The organism is Amycolatopsis sp. NPDC041971, assembly GCF_055588925.1.
This window is the reverse complement of sequence record NZ_JBVJCE010000001.1, coordinates 177,894-193,337: the sequence shown is the minus strand read 5'-3', so window position 1 is coordinate 193,337 and position 15,444 is coordinate 177,894. Positions and strand designations below refer to the sequence as shown.

Below are 15,444 nucleotides of genomic sequence, written 5' to 3'. Positions count from 1 at the left end.
AAGAACTAGCAGTAGCCCAGCCGCGCCAGCGTGTCGACGATGATCTCCGACGGGTGGAACTTGTCGACCCAGGACTCACCGCGGCGGTTCTGGTAGGTGTCGAGGAAGTTCTGCAGCTTGTCCCCGCGCATCTCGGTCAGCACGACGGTCTCGCCGAGGTGCTGCGGCGTCTCGGTGCGCTCGCGGTGCACGGCGCACGGCAGGCCGAGGTAGTAGCACTCGGCCGACAGGCCGCCCGAGTCGGTGACGACGTATTCGGCGCGCGCGACCAGCGGCAGGAACTTCAGGTACCGCATCTTCGGCTGGAGGATGAAGTTCTTCTCGTCGAAGAGGTTCGCCAGGCCGAGCGAGCGGATCTTCTCGCGCTCGGGCGCGCCCGCCATGTAGAGGATCGGCATCTGCTTGCTCTGCTCGCGCAGGATCTCCAGCGCCTCGCGGTACTTCTCCGCGCGCGAGACCAGTTCGAAGCGGTGCAGGGTGGCGAGGCCGAACTTCTCCGGCAGGCCTTCGATGTCGAGCGGCCCGTTGATGGCCATGCGCATCGCGTCGATCGCGGTGTTCGCTTCGGTGTCGACGACGACGCCGCGCGCGTTGCGGAGGTTGTTCACCTCACGCGCGCTGGGCGCGAAGTGCATGTCGACGATCTTCGCGGCGATCTTCCGGTTCAACTCCTCCGGCAGCGGCGACATGATGCTGCCCGACCGCGCGCCCGCCTCGACGTGCCCGACTCGCGACTTGAGGATCCGCTTCCCGATGAGCGAGCCGTACGGCGTGGTGAAGGTGTCACCGTGCACCAGCACCAGCGGCGGACGGCCGTCCTCGACCAGCGCGGCCTTCAGTTCGGCGCGGCGGCTCCACGCGGTGCGCAGCACCTGCGCGGCCCAGCCCGGCACCTGCGCGGGCGACTCCAGGTTGTGCGCCTTCTCCTTCGGCACCAACCAGACGTCGGGCTCGGGGAGGTTCAGATCGGCGAGAACGTCCGAGACCTCGTCGACGTGCTGGGCGGTGAACCAGATCTTCGGCCGGACCCCGCGTTCGAGGATGCCGTGGTAGACCGGCGCGATTTTGATCAGTTCCGCCGTGGTGCCGAGAATGAAGGAAATCACCGGAAGAGCCATTCTGTCGGGGTCTGCGGTGCCCGAAGGATACTGGTGGGCCGCGCAAGGTAGCCTCGCCGGGGTGAGTGCGAATTCGCTCCTCCCGGCCTTGTCCGTCGTGATACCGGTCTACAACGAGCAGGACTGGATCGATCGCAGTGTGGGCGCGCTGATGGCGTCCGCTCAAGCGGCGAACTGGCCGGTCGAGGTCGTCGTGGTCGACGACGGTAGCACCGACGGCACCGGCGACAAGCTCGTCAAGCTGCGGGAACTTCACGGGATCACCGTCCTCGCCCAGTCGAACAGCGGTCGGTTCGAGGCACGCCGGGCGGGGATCGCGAAGGCGTCCGGGCGGCAGATCCTGCTGCTCGACAGCCGCGTGATCGTGGACTCCGGCTCGCTCACCTTCCTTCGCGACCAGCTCGTGGACCATCCCGAACGCATGGTGTGGAACGGTCACGTCAACGTCGCGTCCGAGCACAATCCGTATGCGGGATTCATGTCCGGGCTGGTCAAGATCCCATGGCGCCGTTATTGCGCGAACCCGCGGTTGATGTCCTTCGGTATCGAAGAGTTCGACGTCTTCCCTAAAGGAACGGGATTCTTTTCCGCGCCGAAGGACGTTCTCGAGGATTCGTCCAACGCGTTCGAGTCGCTCTTCGAAGACGTCCGTTTCGCCAGTGACGACACGGGTGTTCTGCGCTGGATCGCCGAACGCCACCGCATCTTCCTCGCCCCCGGCTTCTCCGCGACCTACCACGGCCGGGATTCGTTCAAGAAGTTCCTCGGCCAGTCGTATTTCCGGGGCACCACGTTCGTCGATTCGTATCTCGCGTCGCCTGGGCCCGCGCGCAACGGACTGTTCGCCGCGATGGCCGTCGGAGTGCTGGGGCTCGGTGTCGCCGCGAAACGCCCGAAGACCGCCGTCGCGCTGGCCGCCGCGGGTTCGACGGCCGCCGGGTTCGCGGTGACGAAGTTCGGCGCGACCAAGGCCGAGGCCAAGGCGGTCGCGCAGCTCACCCCGGTGTTCGCCGCCGGCTTCGGCGCCGGAGCGCTCCGCGGCCTCTTCATGGCGCTGCGGGCCCGGCTCGGTCGAAAACAGCACGGTCGATGAGCAGCGCGGTGAGCAGCGAAAAACTGGCCAAGGACACCGGTAAGTCCGCCGGGCGGATCGGCGTCTACCTGCTGATCGCCATCGCGCTCGGCTACGTCCTCACCGTTGTCTGGGGCCGGACGCTGTCGAAGGCCGACAACGCCGTCCTGCTCTCCTTCTGGGGCATGTTGATGGGTCTGGGCGCCGCCCTGTCCCCGCTGGAACAGGAGATCTCGCGCCAGTCCGCGCACGCCGCGCTCGCCGGGCGCAAGGCGGGCCGCCCGGCGGTGATCGTGTTCGCCACCAGCGCGATCGCCGTGATGCTCGTCGGACTGCTCACGCTGCTGCCGCCGATCACCGACAAGGTTTACGGCGGGCAGTTCGCGCTCGCCGTGCTCGTGCTCGCGGGCGGGCTTTCGTTCGCCTTCCAGTTCGCCGCGCGCGGCCTGCTGATCGGCCAGGACCACGTCCGGGCCTACTCGTGGCTGATCCTGGTCGAGGCCGCCGTGCGGATCCTGGTGGTCGCCGCGCTGGTGGTCGCCGGGCTCACCCAGCTGTACTGGTTCGCCATCGCCGCCGCGACCGGCTCGTTCGCCTGGCTGCTGTTCGCTCGTGGCGCCGCCCGCCTGGTCGATCCGAAGCTCGAAGCCGACGCGCCCGCGAAGCCGGTCGTCACGAACATGCTGATGCTCCTCGCCGGCGCAGGGCTCACCGCGAGCGTCATCACCGGCTATCCGGCGCTGGTCAGCCTGCTCGCGCCCGGTGGTGACAAGGACAAACTCGGCGTGCTCTTCCTCGCCCTGTTCGTGGCCAGGACGCCGCTCACGCTGATGGCGCCGGTCCAGGCCCTCGCGGTCCCGACCGTGGTGCGCCTGTCCAGCACCGAGGAGGGCAAGCACCGGCTGCGGAGGCTGCTCGCGCTCGGTTCGATGGGCGCGCTGGCGCTCGGAGCGCTCGGCGCGTTGATCGGCTGGCTGATCGGCCCGTGGGTGGTGCGCCTGGTCTACGGCGCCAAGAACGACCCCGAGGCCTGGTGGATGGCCGGACTGGTCTGGTCTTCGGTGCTGCTGGCCGCGATGCAGTTGCTCGCCGCCGTCCTCGTCGCGCAGGCCAAGGCCACGAAGGTGCTGATCACCTGGGCGGCCGTCGTCGTCGCGACCGCGCTGGTCCTGCTGTTCCACCCGGGCGACACCGTCGTTCGCGCCGTCGTCGGCCTCGCCGCCGGACCGACCGTCGGCCTGCTCGTCGTCATGGCGTTCGTGGTTCGCGGCACGCCCGGGCCGGGCAACGCGCGGCCTTCCGAAACGTCTCGATAGTGTGGCGGCGCCATCGCGCGCCGCGAACTTCGGTGGCGTTCCTGACGCCGAACAGGGTTGGACAGCGAATTCGATGAACGTTCTTTTGGTCTTGCTGGCGTTCTGGCTGCCGGGGCTCGTCTTCGGCGCCGCGATCAGGCTGCGCGGCTGGACCCTCGCCGCCGCGGCCCCGCTGCTGACCTTCGGCCTCGTCGCCATCGGCATTCCGATCCTCGGCCGCTTCGGCATCCGCTGGACCATGCTGAACGTCGGCCTCTGGGTGCTGCTGCTGTCCCTCGTCGGCTTCGGTCTCTCGTTCCTCGTGCTCCGCTTCACCGCGAAGCGCCATCCCGAGTGGGCCGAGGACGAAGACGACGACGAGACGAAACGCTCCGCTTCTGGAAACACACCGCGCGACCATCTGCTGATCGGCGCCGGGGTCGTGGTCGGTCTCGGCGTCGGCTTGGTGACCTTCCTGCGCGGTTCGCACAGCCTGGAGAACGTCCAGCAGGGCTGGGACGCCCCGTTCCACGGCAACCTGGTGCGCTGGATCGCCGAGCACGGCGACGCGCGCGCGTCGACCGTCGGCACCATCGCGAACCTGCCGAACCAGCACGACTACTTCTATCCGGACACCTACCACGCGCTGCTCGCCCTGATCTTCGGCAAGGGCGGCCTGACGATGATGCCGACGCTGAACCTGGCGGCGCTCATGGTCGTGCTGACCGTCCCGGTCGGCGTCGCGGCGATGTGCCGCGCCTGGCGCATGCCGGTCCTCGCGACCGCCGCCGCGGCGGCCGTGTCCACCTGGTTCACCGCGTTCCCGTACGACTCGCTGTGGCGCGGCCCGCTGTGGCCGTACGTCGCCGGGGTGGCGCTCGTGCCCGCGATGCTCGCCCTCGCCCGCCTGCTGCTCAAGCCGAACGGTGTCGCCGGACCGGTCGCGATCGGCGTCGGCGTCGCCGGACTGGCCGGCCTGCACACCAGCCTGATCTTCGTGATCATGGTCTACTTCCTGCTGATCCTCCTCGCGGTGCTGTTCCGCTTCGAAAAGATCAGCTGGCGCCGAAGCGCCGCTTCGCTGGTGGCTACGATCGGGCTGGCGGTCGTGCTCGGCTTGCCTCAGGTCCTTCCGGCGCTCTATAACGCGGGCGGCGTGACGAGCGCGTTCTGGGCGTCGGAGACCAGCGTGTCCGGCGCGTTCGGGCAGACCATCACGTTCTCGCCGATGGCGTCGTTCCCGCAGTGGTGGATCGGCATCCCGGCGATCATCGGCGTGTTCTTCCTGGTCCGACACCGGCGGATGCTCTGGATGGTCGGCGCGTACGTCGTCCTCGGCGGTCTGTTCGCCGCGACGATCTCGCTGGAGACCCCGCTCATCCACACCCTGACCGGCGTGTTCTACAACGACCACTGGCGGATCGGCGCGCTCGTGCCGTTGGCCGGTGCCGTCGCGTTCGGCGAGTTCGTGCACACCGCGTCGGGCAAGATCGCCGAGAAGCTCGGCGAGCGCAAACCCGGCCTGAACCCGTTCACCGCGGCCATCGCGGGCGCGCTGGTGGTCGGTCTGGTCGTCACGGTGCTGAGCAGGGGCGGTTACATCGGCCGCAACTCGGCGCGGCTCGCGATGAACTACGGCGAAGGGCCTTCGGTCAGCAAGGGCGAGGAAGAGGCCTACGCCTGGCTCGGGAAGCACGTCGTGCCGGGTGAGCGCGTCATGAACGACAGGGCCGACGGTTCGGTGTGGATGTACGCGCTTTCGGGTGTTCAGCCGGTCGAGTGGACCAATTACGGTGCCGAGTTCACCACCAAGGCGGGCTGGCTCAGCGTGTTCCTGAACGACATCAACCGCGAACCCCGGGTGCGCGCGGCGCTCACCGACCTCAAAGTGCGCTACGTGCTGGTCGGCAAGGGCAAGGTGGCCCCCAACGCGCAGCCCGCGGTGGGGCTCCAGCGCCTCGACATCACTCCGGGTTTCAAACGCGTCTTCCACAACCTCGACGCGGCTGTTTACGAAATCGAAGGTCAGCAAGGTGTGGTCGCCGATGGCGTGCCCGCCGGGTCCGACACCGCTCACGGCCAGTAAGAAGATAGAGTGATCCAGTGTCCAGTACGTCCGTGACCACCCGCCGCGTACTCATCGTGATGCCCGCGTTGAACGAGCAGGCCAGTGTCGGCGCGGTCATTTCCCAGGTCAAGCAGTCCTTGCCGGGCATGGACGTGCTGGTGGTCGATGATGGCTCGTCCGACGACACGGCCAAACTCGCCCGCGCGGCGGGCGCGGACGTGGCCCGTCTGGCGGTGAACCTCGGCGTCGGCGGGGCGATGCGCACCGGCTTCCGGTACGCGGCCGCCCGCGGCTACGACGTCGTCGTGCAGGTCGACGCGGATGGCCAGCACGATCCCGAAGAGGTCGCCGCCCTGCTGGACGCGCTCGACGACGCCGACATCGCGATCGGCTCGCGGTTCGCGGGCAAAGGTTCGTACAAGGCGAGCGGCCCGCGGAAATACGCGATGGTCGCGCTCTCGGTCGTATTCTCCCGGCTAGGGAAGACCAAGCTCACCGACGTGACGTCGGGTTTCAAGGCGATGGGCCCGCGCGCGATCAAACTGTTCGCCGCGTACTACCCGGCCGAATACCTCGGCGACACGGTCGAATCGCTCGTGATGGCGATTCGAGCCGAACTGAAGATCAAGGAAATCCCGGTGATCATGCGCGAACGGGCGGCCGGAACGCCGAGCCATTCGCCGGTGAAATCGGCCGTCTACCTCGGCCGTGCCGGACTCGCCCTGCTGCTGGCGCTGGTGCGCCGCCGCCCCGCCGTCGACTCGTCGGATTCGGCGTAAAAGGAGCTGATTATGGCTGGCTGGCGCATTCTCAGCATCGTCGTCGCCTGTCTCGTGCTGTTCGTCGTCCTCGAGATGATGCGACGGCGGAAACTGCGGGAAAAGTACGCGGGTGTTTGGCTCGTCCTCGCCGTCGGCGTGGTCGTGCTCGCCCTCGTTCCGCAGGCCGCCGACTTCCTCGCCCGGGTGACCGGCGTGCAGACGCCGTCGAACTTCGTATTCCTCTTGGCCGGTGTCGTGCTCGCGCTGGTCGCCTTGCATCTGTCGACCGAGGTCGGGCATCTCGAAGAAGAGGTCCGGACCTCCGTCGAGGAGATCGCGCTCCTTCGCTGCGAACTCGCCGATGCCCAGCGTGACCTGGAAGAACGCGTCTCCGCACTCGAAGCGAGGACCGCCGCGCCCGACAACGTCAAAGGGCTCCCCGAAGTGAGCCCGGCACGCGCACGCTGATCGACGCCCTTTTCGCGGCCCCGCCGAGACTGGGCGCCGTCCGCGTGCTCGCCGTCGACGGCCCGTCCGGCTCCGGGAAGTCCACGCTGGCCGGGAAGATCGTGGCCGAACTCGGTGTCCGCGGCGTCCGCGTGGCGCTGATGAGCACCGACGAGTTCGCCACCTGGGACGAGCCCGTTTCGTGGTGGCCGCGCCTGGAAACCGGGGTACTGGAACCGTTGCGCGCGGGCAGGCCCGGCCGCTACCGGCGTGTGGACTGGACCAGCGGCACCCCTCGGCCGGGTGAAGAAATCGAAATCCCGGCCCCCGAAGTCCTGGTGCTGGAAGGCGTTTCCAGTGGCCGCGCGCGGATACGGCCGTCGTTGTCGCTGCTGACCTGGCTCGACGGCGGGAGCGAGGCCGAACGCCTCGACCGCGCGGCGGGCCGCGACGGCGAGGAATCCCGGGTGGACCTGCGGCGCTGGCAACTGTTCGAACGCGGGTGGTTCGCCGTGGACGGGACTCGGGCCGCAGCGGATCGAGTGATCACCTCCGGTGAGTGGTGAGGCCCGTGCCGTCACACGTTCACCTGGCCGTGAAGGCCTCCTTGAGGGACTCTGGGTCCCTCAAGGAGGCCTTCACGGACTTCAGGGACCGGGCCTGACAACTGCACCATTGTCTTCGGACGGGCCTTACCACTAGCGAGAGGCGACCCGATACCCGCGGATGTCCTGTTTTGTCAGTGACCCATTGGTTGTAGCGGTAAGCACCCATTTGAGTCAGTGACCCGGCACTCTGCGCGTTAGTGGTCCGAAATTGATTACACTCCGTCCAGAATTGCGGACACTTTGCGGTCGTATTGGCCGTCGTGTAGCGCGATCGTAACCTCGCGTGCTTAAGTGCGGGCTGAGTTCCCGCTAGTGTCGGCGAGCACACCGATCGTCCGCGGAGTTCGAGTTTCGACCGATCGACGCCGACGGTGCCTAAACACCGAATATCTCCTCAAGGGGTGCCAGATGCAGCAACTGCGGGTGACCCGAGCACGCCGTGTGGCCCTGATCGGGCTTGCCGGCGCACTCGCGGTCTCCATTTCCGCCTGTGCCGAATCGAAGCGTGATGAAGGCGCAGGGGGTGGCTCGGGAGGCACCATGGTCTTCGGCGCCGCCGGTAACCCGAAGACGTTCGACCCGCTCTTCAACGACGACGGTGAGACCTTCCGCATCATCCGCCAGATGATGGACACCCTGATCATGAACAAGCCGGGGACCGCGGACCTCGAGCCCGGCCTGGCGGAGAAGTGGGAAGGCAGCAACGAAGGCAAGACCTGGACCTTCACCCTGAAGAAGAACGTGAAGTTCCACGACGGCACCCCGTTCAACGCCGAAGCGGTCTGCTTCAACTTCAACCGCATGTTCAACATGAAGGGCGCCGCCGCCCAGAGCCAGATGATCTACTACGGCGACGTCTTCGAGGGTTTCGCCAAGAACGAGGGCGACGCTTCCGGCGACCCGGTCTACAAGGACTGCCAGGCCAAGGACGAGTCCACCGCCGTCCTGAACCTGAACAAGGCCAAGGGCGCCTTCCCGGCCGCCTTCACCCTTCCGTCGCTGTCCATGCAGAGTCCGGACGCGCTGAAGAAGTACAACGCCGACGCCGTCACCCAGAGCGGTGACTCGTTCTCCTACCCGGAGTACGCGCTGAAGCACCCGACCGGCACCGGCCCGTTCAAGTTCGAGAGCTGGGACCAGGCCAAGGGTGAGATCACGCTGGTCAAGGCCACCGACTCGCCGACCCAGACGGCCAAGCTCGACAAGCTGGTCTTCAAGGTCATCCCGGACGAGAACGCCCGCAAGCAGGCGCTCAAGGCCGGCGACATCCAGGGCTACGACTACCCGTCGCCCGCGGACTACGGCCTGCTGCGCAACGACGGCGAGCAGGTGCTCATCCGCCCGTCGTTCAACATCCTGTACCTGGGCATCAACCAGAAGAACAACCCGAAGCTGAAGGACCTCAAGGTCCGCCAGGCGCTGGCCTACGGCCTCAACCGTGAGCAGTTCGTGAAGTCGAAGCTCCCCGAGGGCGCCGAGACCGCGACCCAGTTCGTGCCGAAGGCGATCGACGGCTACAACGAGAACGTCACCAAGTACGACTACAACCTTCAGCGGGCGAAAGACCTCCTGAAGGAAGCCGGCGCCGAGGGCATGACGCTGAAGTTCTACTACCCGACCGAGGTCACCCGGCCGTACATGCCGAACCCGGCCGACATCTTCACCTCGCTGTCCGAGGACATGAAGGCCATGGGCATCAAGGTCGAGCCGATCGCCAAGCCGTGGAACGGTGGCTACAAGGACGACGTCCAGAAGGCGGGCAAGCACGACGTGCACCTGCTCGGCTGGACCGGTGACTACAACGACGCCGGCAACTTCGTCGGCACCTTCTTCGGCCGAGAGAAGGCGGAGTTCGGCTTCAACAACACCGAGCTCTTCAACGCCCTCTCCGCCGCGGACGCCGCGCCCGCCGGCGAGGCGCACACCAAGGCGTACCAGGAAGTCAACAAGCAGATCATGGAGTACCTGCCCGCCATCCCGATCTCCTACGGCCCCCCGGCGATCGTCGTGGGCCCGAAGGTGAAGGGCCTGGTGGCCAGCCCGCTGACCGACGAGCGCTTCTACACCGTCACGGTCAACTGATCCACCACCACTGATGGCTCAGGGGGTGGGTGCTACCGCGCCCACCCCCTGAAGTCCATTCCCGGGCTGGCAACAAAGGAACGCACGTGCTCCGTTTTCTCGTGCGTCGGCTGCTACAAGCGATACCGACGCTCTTGATCCTGTCCATTTTGATCTTCGCCTGGCTCCGGTCCCTTCCCGGTGGCCCCGCCGGCGCCCTCCTGGGTGACAAGGCGACCCCGGAGAAGATCGCCGACCTGAACAAGCTCCTCGGCCTCGACGATCCGATCTTCGTCCAGTACTTCAAGTTCCTCGGCCGGGCGATCACCGGCGACTTCGGCAACTCGCTGGTCTCCGCCCAGCCGGTGATGTCGGAGATCGGGAACTTCCTTCCCGCCACGATCGAACTCGGCTTCTGCGCGATGCTCATCGCGGTGGGCCTCGGCATCCCGTTCGGCTACCTGGCCGCCCGTTTCCGCGGCGGGACCGTCGACAACGTCATCATCGTGCTCAGCCTGGTCGGCGTCGCCGTGCCGGTGTTCTTCCTCGGGTACATGATGCAGGACCTGCTGGCCGCCCCGCTGGGACTTCCCTCGCAGGGCCGTCAGATGGCGGGCCTCGACGCCACCAGCGTCACCGGGTTCGCGGTCCTCGACGGCATCATCACCCAGGAATGGGACGCCGCCTGGGACGCGATCACCCACCTGATCCTCCCGGCGTTCGCGCTGGCCACGATTCCGCTCGCGGTCATCGTCCGGATCACCCGGGCTTCGGTGCTGGACGTGCTGAACGAGGACTTCATCCGCACGGCCAACTCGAAGGGCCTGACCCAGCCGGTCGTCCGGCGGCGTCACGTTCTCCGCAACGGCCTGCTGCCGGTGGTCACCGTCATCGGTCTCCAGACCGGCGCGCTCCTCGGTGGCGCCGTGCTGACCGAGCGGGTGTTCAACTTCCGCGGCCTCGGCTTCCTGCTCGCCGAAGGCATCGAACGGCGTGACTACCCGCGTCTGCAGGCGCTGCTGCTGTTCGGCGCGCTGGTCTACGTGCTGGTGAACATGCTGGTCGACGTCTCGTACGGGCTCATCGACCCGAGGGTGCGTGTCCGATGAACACCTTGCTGAACAAGAAGAAGGAGCCGATCGACAAGCTCGCGGCTTCGTCGGCGAAGGGGCACAGCCTCGGTGGCGAGGCGCTGCGCCGGATGCTGCGGAGCCCGGTGGCCATCACCGGCGCGGTGATCACCGGCCTGTTCCTGCTGGTGGCGATCTTCGCGCCGCTCCTGGCGCCGAAGGATCCCTACGAGCGGTATCTGCAGAGCCAGGTCATCCTCGGCCAGGGCATCATTCCGGGCGCTCAGCCCGGTTTCCCGCTCGGTGTCGACGACTTCGGCCGCGACTATCTTTCGCGGTTGCTGGTCGGTGCGCAGAACACGCTGCTGGTCGGTGTGCTCGCGACGATCATCGGCGTCGTGGTCGGCATGATCATCGGTGGCCTCGCCGGTGCCTTCGGCGGCTGGGTCGACACCGTGCTGATGCGGCTCGTCGACGTCATGCTGTCCGTGCCGTCGCTGCTGCTGGCGATCTCGGTCGCCGCGCTGTTCCAGAAGCCGAGCCAGTGGACGGTGATCGTCGCGGTTTCGATGGTCAGCGTGCCGATCTTCGCGCGGTTGCTGCGTGGTTCGATGCTCGCGCAGAGAAACAGCGACCATGTGCTCGCGGCGACGTCGCTCGGCGTCAAACGCGGGGCGATCGTGTTGCGGCACATGCTGCCCAACTCGCTCGGCCCGGTCATCGTGCAGGCCACGCTGACCCTGGCGACCGCCATCCTCGAGGCGGCGGCGCTGTCGTTCCTCGGTCTCGGCGACCCGGACCCGAACCGGGCGGAATGGGGCATCATGCTGAGCCGCAGTGCTCGGCAGTTCCTCGACATCCGCCCCGAGCTGGCGTACTACCCGGCGATCGCGATCATCATCGTCGCGCTCGGGTTCACGCTGCTCGGCGAGTCCCTGCGGGAAGCCCTCGATCCGAAGAACAGGCGGTGATGTGAAGATGGCACTCCTCGAAGTACGCGACCTCAAGGTCGTTTTCCAGCGGCGCGGTGAGAAGCCGTTCACCGCGGTGAACGAGGTCAGTTTCGACGTCGAACCCGGCCAGACGGTCGGCCTCGTCGGTGAGTCCGGTTGCGGCAAATCCGTGACCTCGCTGGCGATCATGCGGTTGCTCGCGAAACGCGGCAACCACGTGAGCGGTTCGGTGTCGTTCGAAGGCACGGATCTGCTCAGCCTGTCGGACAGGGAAATGCGGGACCGCCGCGGCCGTGACCTCGGCATGGTTTTCCAGGATCCGCTGTCCTCGCTGAACCCGGTCATCCCGATCGGCCTTCAGATCACCGAGGTGCTGGAGCGGCATCGCGGGATGTCGCGCAAGGCGGCGTCGGTGGAGGCGGCGGAACTGCTGGACAAGGTCGGGATCCCCGACCCGGCACGCCGGCTCACCGAGTACCCGCACCAGCTTTCCGGCGGGATGCGGCAGCGCGCGCTGATCGCGATCGCGCTCGCCTGCCGCCCGCGGCTGCTCATCGCCGACGAGCCGACCACCGCGCTCGACGTGACGATCCAGGCGCAGATCCTCGCGCTGCTGCGGGAATTGGTGCAGGACACCGGGACCGCGCTGATCATGATCACGCACGACCTCGGTGTCGTCGCCGGACTCTGCGACGAGGTCAACGTGCTCTACGGCGGCAAGATCGTCGAGCGGGCGGAGCGGCACTCGTTGTTCGCCGAGCCTCGGCACCCGTACACGCACGGCCTGCTCGCCTCGATCCCGCGGCTCGACGCGGGCCGCGGCGAAAAACTGATCCCCATCAAGGGATCCGTCGCCGACAACATCCCGTGGGACGGTGGCTGCGCCTTCGCGCCCCGCTGCCCGAACGCTCTCGGCGTGTGCCGGGAGGTTTCACCGCAGCTGACCCCCGATCGCGGTGGACTGCTGCGCTGCCACAACCCGGTGATCCCGGCCGTGGCCGCACGAGGAGGGACCCGATGACGCACGTGGTACCGGAGCAGGAAGTACTGCTCGAGGTCAACGACCTCAAGGTGCACTTCCCGATCAAACGCGGCATCGTGGTCGACCGGACGATCGGGTACGTGTACGCCGTGGACGGTGTCGATCTCGCCATCCGCAAGGGTGAAACCTACGGTCTGGTCGGGGAATCCGGCTGCGGGAAGTCCACTTTGGGCAGGGCCATCCTCCGGCTGACCGAACTGACGAACGGCAACGTCGTCTTCGACGGCACCGACGTGGCCGGGCTCAAGGGCGAGGAACTGCGCAAGGCACGCCGCCGGATGCAGATGATCTTCCAGGACCCGATGTCCTCTTTGGACCCTCGGCAGTCGGTGGAATCCATCCTGACCGAAGGCATGAAGGCGCACGGCCTCGACAAGGACAAGGAAACGACGGCCAAGCGGCTGCGCGAACTCCTGTCCGCCGTCGGGCTTCCGGAGTCCTCGCTGCGGAAGTACCCGCACGAGTTCTCAGGCGGCCAGCGCCAGCGCATCGGCATCGCGCGGGCGCTCGCGGTCGAGCCGGACCTGATCGTCGCCGACGAACCGGTGTCCGCGCTGGACGTCTCGGTGCAGGCGCAGGTGGTGAACCTGCTGGAAGATCTGCAGACGAAACTCGGGCTCACGTATCTGGTGATCGCGCACGACCTCGCGGTGGTGCGGCACATCTCCGACCGCATCGGCGTGATGTACCTCGGCTCGCTGGTCGAAGAGGCCGACGCCGACGCGCTCTACGAGGACCCGCTGCACCCGTACACGCGGGCACTGCTCTCGGCGATCCCCGTGCCGGACCCGGTGGTGGAGGACACCCGCGAACAGATCTTGCTCGCCGGTGACCTGCCTTCGCCGGCGCGGCCGCCGTCCGGCTGCCGGTTCCACACGCGGTGCCCGTGGAAGCAGCAGAGCCTGTGCGACACCGACCGCCCGCAGCTGCGGGAGATCGGCGCCGGGCACCGGGTCGCTTGCCACTACGCGGAGGACATCCGCGACGGGCGGATCAAACCGCACGAGGTCAAGGCGGAACTCGTCGGCGCCGGAGAGCTGAACCCCGACGTCGGCGGGCTGCCGGACGTCGGTTCGGCGGCGGAGATCCTCTAGCCGGTCGCGAGGTCACGGGGCCGTTCGGTCCAGGTGGTGGGGGGGGGGGGGGGGGGGGGGGGGGGGGGGAGGGGAGGGAGGGGGGGGGGGGGGGGGGGGGGGGGGGGGGGGGGGGGGGGGGGGGGGGGGGTTGGGTCGCGGGGGGCGGCTCGGTGTTGTCGGGCTGGCCTCCCTCCCCCCCCCCCCCCCCCCCCCCCCCCCCCCCCCGACCCAGGTGACCAGGCACTCACCGCCGCTTTCGGGCAGACTTGGTGTCATGCGGGTCACAGTGCTGGGTGCGTCGGGGCGGACGGGGATCCATGTGGTCCGGCTCCTGCGGGGGCGGGGACATCAGGTGCGGGCGGGGTTGCGCAGCCGTCGCCGCGCGGAGGAGGTCGCCGGTCTCGGCGCCGAAACGGTGGTCGCGGACGTCACCGCCGACGCGGACGACCTCGTCGAGGCGCTGGCCGGTTCCGAGGTGGTGATCAGCGCGATCGGCGCGCCCGATCCGGATCAGGCCTCGGTCGACCTCGTCGACCGCGACGGCGTGATCACGGCGATCCGCGCGGCGGAGAAGGCGGGTGTCTCGCGGTTCGTGCAGCTTTCCGCGCAGTTCGCGGATTCGCCGGATCAGGGTGATCGGCTGGTGCGGTCGATCCTGATGGCGAAGCAGATCTCCGACAGCGTCCTCCGCCGTTCGAGCCTGAACTGGACGATCGTCCGGCCCGGCACGCTCACCGACGATCGCCCCACCGGGCAGGTCAAGGTCGCCGGTCATCTCGAACCGGGCCGCGTCTCCCGCGCGGACGTCGCCGCCGTCCTGGTCGGCACGCTGGAAGAGCCGCTCACCGAGAACCAGGGTTTCGACGTCATCGGCGGCGAGATCCCGATCCCGTCAGCGCTGGCTTCGTTCAGCTGAGCGCTTTCTTCCGCTCTCGCGCCGCTCGCAGGTTCGCGACGTTCCCGCAGGTCCGTACGTCGTGCCAGACCCCGCTGTTGTTGCGCGAGACGTCGTAGAAGGCCGAGCGGCAGCCGTCGAGACGGCACAGTTTCAGCCGCGGCCAAATCCCGGCCTGCTGCGCGAGCAGCGTCTCCGTCCACAGCGCCGAAGTGAGCCACTGCCGTCCGATGCCGGACGGGAACAACCGGACGACGCCGTCCCGCAGGGCCAGATCCGCCTTGATCGACTTCTCGGCGGCCACCTCATCGCCGTCCAGGAGCGAAACGAACGACTGCCGAAGCTCTCGAAGCGCGCGAAGGTCGCCCGGACCCAGCGTGACCTCGGGCACGTCGGCATCCCGCGCCCGCGACCACTCCGCCAGCGCTTCGGTGGCCCAGGGGCGCGCCAGATCGACGTCGCTCAGCAGGTCGAGGCCGTGTGTCTTGAACGCCTTCGTGTTGAGGAAGTCCTGAACGAGCGCCAGCCCCGACGGGGCGGTGCGTAACCGGTATCGGTCGGTCGCGGTCCATGACATAGGTCAAGCGTCCTTGACTCTGTCGCTCCGCGTCTCCAACCTGACGACAGAGGCGAAAATCGAACACTTTTGTGACGTCACCGACGCGGAATCCGTCCGTGCGCTGGTCAACGTGCATTCGGTCCTGTCGTGGACGGCGGGCTCGGGTTCCTACGGCGGACCGAAGTGCTCACCGGCTACCTCACGCGCCGGGTCAAGGCCGCGTTGTCCGGGCCGGGCGAGCACCTCGGCACCGGCCGGATCGGCGCGTAAAACCGTTCGCGGGAGCACGCCGGCCCGAGGTAGTTTCGCCGCCATGTGTGCTTCCGCGTTCACCAGGAACCGCCGCGCCTAGCGGCGGATCCCCAGCGTCCAGCAAGGAACCGCCGCCCGAGCGAGACATCGCCGGGCAGGCCTCGTGC

Annotated in this window: 15 protein-coding genes; 13 read left to right on the top strand and 2 right to left on the bottom strand. The window is 67.8% G+C overall.

The features are described 5' to 3' along the window. Positions 1-5 precede the first annotated feature (5 nt). On the bottom strand, positions 6-1,118 hold the full coding sequence (locus ACZ6DT_RS00945) for a UDP-N-acetylglucosamine 2-epimerase (RefSeq protein ID WP_465586774.1): 1,113 nt from the start codon (positions 1,116-1,118) through the stop codon (positions 6-8). A gap of 61 nt (positions 1,119-1,179) precedes the next feature. Between ACZ6DT_RS00945 and ACZ6DT_RS00940 the strand changes: the two genes are divergently transcribed. The 12 genes from ACZ6DT_RS00940 (at position 1,180) to ACZ6DT_RS00885 (ending at position 14,487) form a co-directional block, all read left to right on the top strand. Beyond that, on the top strand, positions 1,180-2,211 hold the full coding sequence (locus tag ACZ6DT_RS00940) for a glycosyltransferase family 2 protein (protein WP_465586772.1): 1,032 nt from the start codon (positions 1,180-1,182) through the stop codon (positions 2,209-2,211). Then, positions 2,208-3,506, top strand: coding sequence for a polysaccharide biosynthesis protein (locus ACZ6DT_RS00935; protein WP_465586769.1), 1,299 nt, complete (start codon positions 2,208-2,210; stop codon positions 3,504-3,506). The genes ACZ6DT_RS00940 and ACZ6DT_RS00935 overlap by 4 nt, the downstream gene beginning before the upstream one ends. Before the next feature lie 73 nt (positions 3,507-3,579). Further along, the gene (locus ACZ6DT_RS00930) at positions 3,580-5,571 is read left to right on the top strand and encodes a DUF6541 family protein (protein WP_465586767.1); all 1,992 of its coding nucleotides are present in this window, start codon (positions 3,580-3,582) and stop codon (positions 5,569-5,571) included. A 59-nt stretch (positions 5,572-5,630) separates the two neighbouring features. Beyond that, the gene (locus ACZ6DT_RS00925; protein WP_465588750.1) at positions 5,631-6,332 is read left to right on the top strand and encodes a glycosyltransferase family 2 protein; all 702 of its coding nucleotides are present in this window, start codon (positions 5,631-5,633) and stop codon (positions 6,330-6,332) included. Positions 6,333-6,344: 12 nt separating this feature from the next. Beyond that, a complete protein-coding gene (locus ACZ6DT_RS00920; protein ID WP_465586764.1) occupies positions 6,345-6,782 on the top strand; it encodes a DUF2304 domain-containing protein in 438 nt (145 codons plus the stop codon). Positions 6,783-6,811: 29 nt separating this feature from the next. Next, positions 6,812-7,327 carry a uridine kinase family protein gene (locus tag ACZ6DT_RS00915; protein ID WP_465588747.1) on the top strand — a complete coding sequence of 172 codons (516 nt, stop codon included), beginning with the start codon at positions 6,812-6,814 and terminating at the stop codon, positions 7,325-7,327. A gap of 450 nt (positions 7,328-7,777) precedes the next feature. Further along, positions 7,778-9,451, top strand: a complete 1,674-nt coding sequence (locus ACZ6DT_RS00910) for an ABC transporter substrate-binding protein (protein ID WP_465586762.1) — start codon at positions 7,778-7,780, stop codon at positions 9,449-9,451. Between the two features lie 86 nt (positions 9,452-9,537). Next, positions 9,538-10,539, top strand: coding sequence for an ABC transporter permease (locus tag ACZ6DT_RS00905; protein WP_465586759.1), 1,002 nt, complete (start codon positions 9,538-9,540; stop codon positions 10,537-10,539). Continuing rightward, a complete protein-coding gene (locus ACZ6DT_RS00900; RefSeq protein ID WP_465586757.1) occupies positions 10,536-11,471 on the top strand; it encodes an ABC transporter permease in 936 nt (311 codons plus the stop codon). Before ACZ6DT_RS00905 ends, ACZ6DT_RS00900 begins: the two co-directional genes overlap by 4 nt. Positions 11,472-11,478: 7 nt before the next feature. Continuing rightward, positions 11,479-12,474 (top strand): ABC transporter ATP-binding protein, encoded by a 996-nt coding sequence (locus ACZ6DT_RS00895; protein ID WP_465586754.1) that lies wholly within the window; start codon positions 11,479-11,481, stop codon positions 12,472-12,474. After that, positions 12,471-13,589, top strand: coding sequence for an ABC transporter ATP-binding protein (locus ACZ6DT_RS00890; protein ID WP_465586751.1), 1,119 nt, complete (start codon positions 12,471-12,473; stop codon positions 13,587-13,589). The genes ACZ6DT_RS00895 and ACZ6DT_RS00890 overlap by 4 nt, the downstream gene beginning before the upstream one ends. Before the next feature lie 256 nt (positions 13,590-13,845). Next, positions 13,846-14,487 (top strand): SDR family oxidoreductase, encoded by a 642-nt coding sequence (locus tag ACZ6DT_RS00885; protein WP_465586749.1) that lies wholly within the window; start codon positions 13,846-13,848, stop codon positions 14,485-14,487. Here ACZ6DT_RS00885 and ACZ6DT_RS00880 read toward each other — a convergent pair. Then, a complete protein-coding gene (locus ACZ6DT_RS00880) occupies positions 14,480-15,043 on the bottom strand; it encodes a CGNR zinc finger domain-containing protein (protein WP_465586746.1) in 564 nt (187 codons plus the stop codon). The genes ACZ6DT_RS00885 and ACZ6DT_RS00880 overlap by 8 nt on opposite strands. A 129-nt stretch (positions 15,044-15,172) precedes the next feature. On the opposite strand from ACZ6DT_RS00880, the gene ACZ6DT_RS00875 reads away from it, so the two are divergent. Beyond that, a complete protein-coding gene (locus ACZ6DT_RS00875; protein WP_465586743.1) occupies positions 15,173-15,295 on the top strand; it encodes a hypothetical protein in 123 nt (40 codons plus the stop codon). Positions 15,296-15,444 lie beyond the last annotated feature (149 nt).

Excerpts from the sequence above, each read along its gene's own strand:
- ACZ6DT_RS00945 (WP_465586774.1), bottom strand. The coding sequence starts at position 1,118 with ATGGCTCTTCCGGTGATTTCCTTCATTCTCGGCACCACGGCGGAACTG.
- ACZ6DT_RS00935 (WP_465586769.1), top strand. The coding sequence starts at position 2,208 with ATGAGCAGCGCGGTGAGCAGCGAAAAACTGGCCAAGGACACCGGTAAG.
- ACZ6DT_RS00930 (WP_465586767.1), top strand. The coding sequence starts at position 3,580 with ATGAACGTTCTTTTGGTCTTGCTGGCGTTCTGGCTGCCGGGGCTCGTC.
- ACZ6DT_RS00925 (WP_465588750.1), top strand. The coding sequence starts at position 5,631 with ATGCCCGCGTTGAACGAGCAGGCCAGTGTCGGCGCGGTCATTTCCCAG.
- ACZ6DT_RS00920 (WP_465586764.1), top strand. The coding sequence starts at position 6,345 with ATGGCTGGCTGGCGCATTCTCAGCATCGTCGTCGCCTGTCTCGTGCTG.
- ACZ6DT_RS00910 (WP_465586762.1), top strand. The coding sequence starts at position 7,778 with ATGCAGCAACTGCGGGTGACCCGAGCACGCCGTGTGGCCCTGATCGGG.
- ACZ6DT_RS00900 (WP_465586757.1), top strand. The coding sequence starts at position 10,536 with ATGAACACCTTGCTGAACAAGAAGAAGGAGCCGATCGACAAGCTCGCG.
- ACZ6DT_RS00895 (WP_465586754.1), top strand. The coding sequence starts at position 11,479 with ATGGCACTCCTCGAAGTACGCGACCTCAAGGTCGTTTTCCAGCGGCGC.
- ACZ6DT_RS00890 (WP_465586751.1), top strand. The coding sequence starts at position 12,471 with ATGACGCACGTGGTACCGGAGCAGGAAGTACTGCTCGAGGTCAACGAC.
- ACZ6DT_RS00885 (WP_465586749.1), top strand. The coding sequence starts at position 13,846 with ATGCGGGTCACAGTGCTGGGTGCGTCGGGGCGGACGGGGATCCATGTG.
- ACZ6DT_RS00880 (WP_465586746.1), bottom strand. The coding sequence starts at position 15,043 with ATGTCATGGACCGCGACCGACCGATACCGGTTACGCACCGCCCCGTCG.